The sequence below is a fragment of the Vibrio scophthalmi LMG 19158 genome, from assembly GCF_000222585.1.
In the GTDB taxonomy this organism is placed as follows: Bacteria; Pseudomonadota; Gammaproteobacteria; order Enterobacterales; family Vibrionaceae; genus Vibrio; species Vibrio scophthalmi.
In genome coordinates this window covers 1-2,747 of the sequence record NZ_AFWE01000164.1, presented here as the reverse complement: position 1 = coordinate 2,747, position 2,747 = coordinate 1, and the positions used below count along the sequence as shown (strand labels likewise).

Sequence of the window (2,747 nt, the reverse complement as noted above, 5' to 3'; positions counted from 1 at the left end):
AAAAAAAAGCACCTCTAAGAGGTGCTTTTTACTAATACGTCTTGAAACTGAAATTACTTCTCAGCAACAACTTGTAGGTTTACAGTAGCGAAAACTTCAGAGTGAAGTTGAACGCTGATCGCGAACTCACCAGTGTTACGTAGTGCGCCTTCAGGAAGACGAACTTCGCTTTTCACAACTTTAACGCCAGCAGCAGTGATTGCTTCAGCGATGTCGCGAGTACCGATAGAACCGAATAGTTTACCTTCGTCACCAGCTTTAGAAGCAAGTACAACTGCTTCTAGTGCGTTAACTTGCTCAGCACGAGCTTCAGCAGCAGCTAGTTGCTCAGCAACTTTAGCTTCTAGTTCAGCACGGCGAGTTTCGAACATTTCAACGTTAGCTTTAGTAGCCATAACTGCTTTACCTTGTGGGATAAGGAAGTTACGAGCGTAGCCAGATTTAACGTTTACAGCGTCACCAAGTGCACCTAGGTTACCGATTTTATCAAGTAGAATAACTTGCATTATTTAATCCTCTGTCTTAATAAAACGAACCGATTACTGATGTTTGTCAGTGTACGGTAGTAGAGCTAGGTAGCGTGAACGCTTGATAGCACGAGCTAGTTGACGTTGGTATTTAGCGCTTGTACCAGTGATACGGCTAGGTACGATTTTACCAGCTTCAGTGATGTAGTTTTTAAGAGTTGCTACGTCTTTGTAATCAATCTCTTGTACGCCTTCTGCAGTAAAACGGCAGAATTTACGACGACGGAAGAAACGAGCCATGGGCTATCTCCTGATCTTAAATATAAGTGATGTGGTCAGCATGCAACACTATTTTACCGATGCCATTTCGGCCGGTTTGGTAAGCGACAAAGCCTCCTACCACAATGTTACTGCCTAGTACTAAATTTTGAGTTAATGCTTGTGACCTTGGCCCACTGATGACGACTGGCATACGACAATAAACTTGGCGAGCTAAATCGGCTTCAATAACAGTAGAACGGTGCTCTAACCAAAAACGGCAGTGCTCTATTCCACTAGGGCTTTTACTACGAATCGGAGGCTTAGCGACGGTGCCACTCAGCTCCATTCGATTGGTCATACAATCAATTACTCAGCAGCAGCTTCTGGACGAGACTCTGCACGCTCTTCGCGACGAGGAGCACGCTCTTCTTTCTGCTTAAGCATGATAGATTGCTCAGTGATCGCTGCTTTAGTACGCATGATCATGTTACGTAGAACTGCATCGTTAAAACGGAAAGCAGTTTCTAGCTCATCGATTACAGCTTGGTCAGCTTCAACGTTCATAAGAACGTAGTGAGCTTTGTGAAGCTTGTTGATTGGGTAAGCCAGTTGACGACGACCCCAATCTTCTAGACGGTGTACAGTACCGCCAGCTTCAGTGATAGAACCAGTGTAACGTTCGATCATGCCCGCAACCTGTTCGCTTTGATCAGGGTGAACCATGAATACGATTTCGTAATGACGCATGTGTTGCTCCTTACGGATTATTAGCTTCCACGAGTGGCCCGGTCGTCCAGAGGAAGCAAGGAACTAAAGATAAATGACCGAGTTTTAAGGAGCACGAATAGTACAGAAAGGAAGCAAATTTAGCAAGCAAAATGTCGCAGACAGAAATGCAACAGTGCAAAGGAAAAATGGTGAAGGGGCGCTCGCGATGCAAGCGCGAAATTTAAGAATTGAAACAGAGAGTTAGCTATCGCTATCACCGTCGACGAATTGAGCTTGTAAATAGTTTTCAATACCGGTCATCTTGATCAAACCCAACTGAGTTTCCAACCAATCGACATGATCTTCTTCATCTTCGAGAATATCTTGGAACAGATCTCGAGAGACATAATCACGTACATCTTCGGCGTAAGCGATGGCTGATTTCAAATCGGGTATCGCCATCATCTCTAGCTGCAAATCACTGGTCAGCATCTCTTCTGCATCTTCACCAATCATCAACTTGCCCAAATCTTGTAAATTGGGCAAACCTTCGAGAAACAAAATGCGTTCAATCAGGTGATCAGCATGCTTCATTTCATCGATTGACTCGTGATACTCCTTATCCGCAAGGTGCTTGAGTCCCCAATCTTTGTACATGCGTGCGTGGAGGAAATATTGGTTTATCGCAACAAGCTCGTTTCCGAGGACTTTATTGAGATGTTGAATAATAATCGGATCGCCTTTCATGAAATAACCCTCCTTGTTGGCTCATTTAACTGTAGAACCAATCAACAAAGAGTCAAAAACGAACGACCGATTTAGCAGGCTTGTTTGTACAATTGTGCCGCGGTTTCGTTTAGGATTTGCTTGGCTTGCTTAACGCATTTACCACATTGCGATCCTAGGGCGGTGCATTTTCTGATGCTACGCATATCCGCTATGCCTTCTTCCAACACTAACTGTTTGATCTTTTTATCGGAAACACCATGACAGAGACAAACGTACATCTTAATTCCTAAAGCGTAAATTTCGCCTAGAAATATAAACAAGAACCATTCTTATTACCACTTAGATCTAGTCATAATTTAAGATCGATTCGCTATATAGAAATCAGGATTTCGGCGATTTTCAGTGTGGAAAAACGAGCAGATAAAAAAGCTCAATACAGGGAAAGATAAGGGATTGTTTTTGTGGGGTGAAACGAAGCTAGAGTGAAGTGTGAGAGTGATTTCTCTTATAACCAAAAATAAAAAGGGAAGCCGAAGCTTCCCTTTTCAAATGCGGCAATTACTATGCCTTCATTTAATTCCT

At 43.2% G+C, this 2,747-nt stretch carries 6 protein-coding genes; all 6 read right to left on the bottom strand.

All coding sequences use genetic code 11. From position 1 onward, the window contains the following. Window positions 1-53 precede the first annotated feature (53 nt). The 6 genes from rplI to RH88_RS12885 all read right to left on the bottom strand — a co-directional run bounded on the left by rplI (window position 54) and on the right by RH88_RS12885 (window position 2,443). A complete protein-coding gene (gene rplI, locus RH88_RS12910) occupies window positions 54-506 on the bottom strand; it encodes a 50S ribosomal protein L9 (protein ID WP_005596634.1) in 453 nt (150 codons plus the stop codon). Between the two features lie 33 nt (window positions 507-539). Continuing rightward, window positions 540-767: a 30S ribosomal protein S18 gene (gene rpsR, locus RH88_RS12905; protein WP_000090472.1), complete on the bottom strand. Its 228-nt coding sequence runs from the start codon at window positions 765-767 to the stop codon at window positions 540-542. Window positions 768-783: 16 nt separating this feature from the next. Continuing rightward, window positions 784-1,086: a primosomal replication protein N gene (gene priB / locus RH88_RS12900; protein ID WP_005596632.1), complete on the bottom strand. Its 303-nt coding sequence runs from the start codon at window positions 1,084-1,086 to the stop codon at window positions 784-786. A gap of 8 nt (window positions 1,087-1,094) precedes the next feature. Beyond that, entirely contained in the window at window positions 1,095-1,475 is a 381-nt protein-coding gene (gene rpsF / locus RH88_RS12895) for a 30S ribosomal protein S6 (protein ID WP_005596629.1), read from the bottom strand. A gap of 222 nt (window positions 1,476-1,697) precedes the next feature. Next, on the bottom strand, window positions 1,698-2,183 hold the full coding sequence (gene bfr / locus RH88_RS12890) for a bacterioferritin (RefSeq protein ID WP_005596627.1): 486 nt from the start codon (window positions 2,181-2,183) through the stop codon (window positions 1,698-1,700). Between the two features lie 71 nt (window positions 2,184-2,254). After that, complete coding sequence (locus tag RH88_RS12885; protein WP_005596625.1) at window positions 2,255-2,443, bottom strand: (2Fe-2S)-binding protein; 189 nt, start codon at window positions 2,441-2,443, stop codon at window positions 2,255-2,257. Window positions 2,444-2,747: the final 304 nt, after the last annotated feature.

What these genes read in the sequence shown, in the direction of transcription:
- rpsF (WP_005596629.1), bottom strand. Translation starts at nt 1,475, where the DNA reads ATGCGTCATTACGAAATCGTATTCATGGTTCACCCTGATCAAAGCGAA.
- RH88_RS12885 (WP_005596625.1), bottom strand. Translation starts at nt 2,443, where the DNA reads ATGTACGTTTGTCTCTGTCATGGTGTTTCCGATAAAAAGATCAAACAG.
- bfr (WP_005596627.1), bottom strand. Translation starts at nt 2,183, where the DNA reads ATGAAAGGCGATCCGATTATTATTCAACATCTCAATAAAGTCCTCGGA.
- priB (WP_005596632.1), bottom strand. Translation starts at nt 1,086, where the DNA reads ATGACCAATCGAATGGAGCTGAGTGGCACCGTCGCTAAGCCTCCGATT.
- rplI (WP_005596634.1), bottom strand. Translation starts at nt 506, where the DNA reads ATGCAAGTTATTCTACTTGATAAAATCGGTAACCTAGGTGCACTTGGT.
- rpsR (WP_000090472.1), bottom strand. Translation starts at nt 767, where the DNA reads ATGGCTCGTTTCTTCCGTCGTCGTAAATTCTGCCGTTTTACTGCAGAA.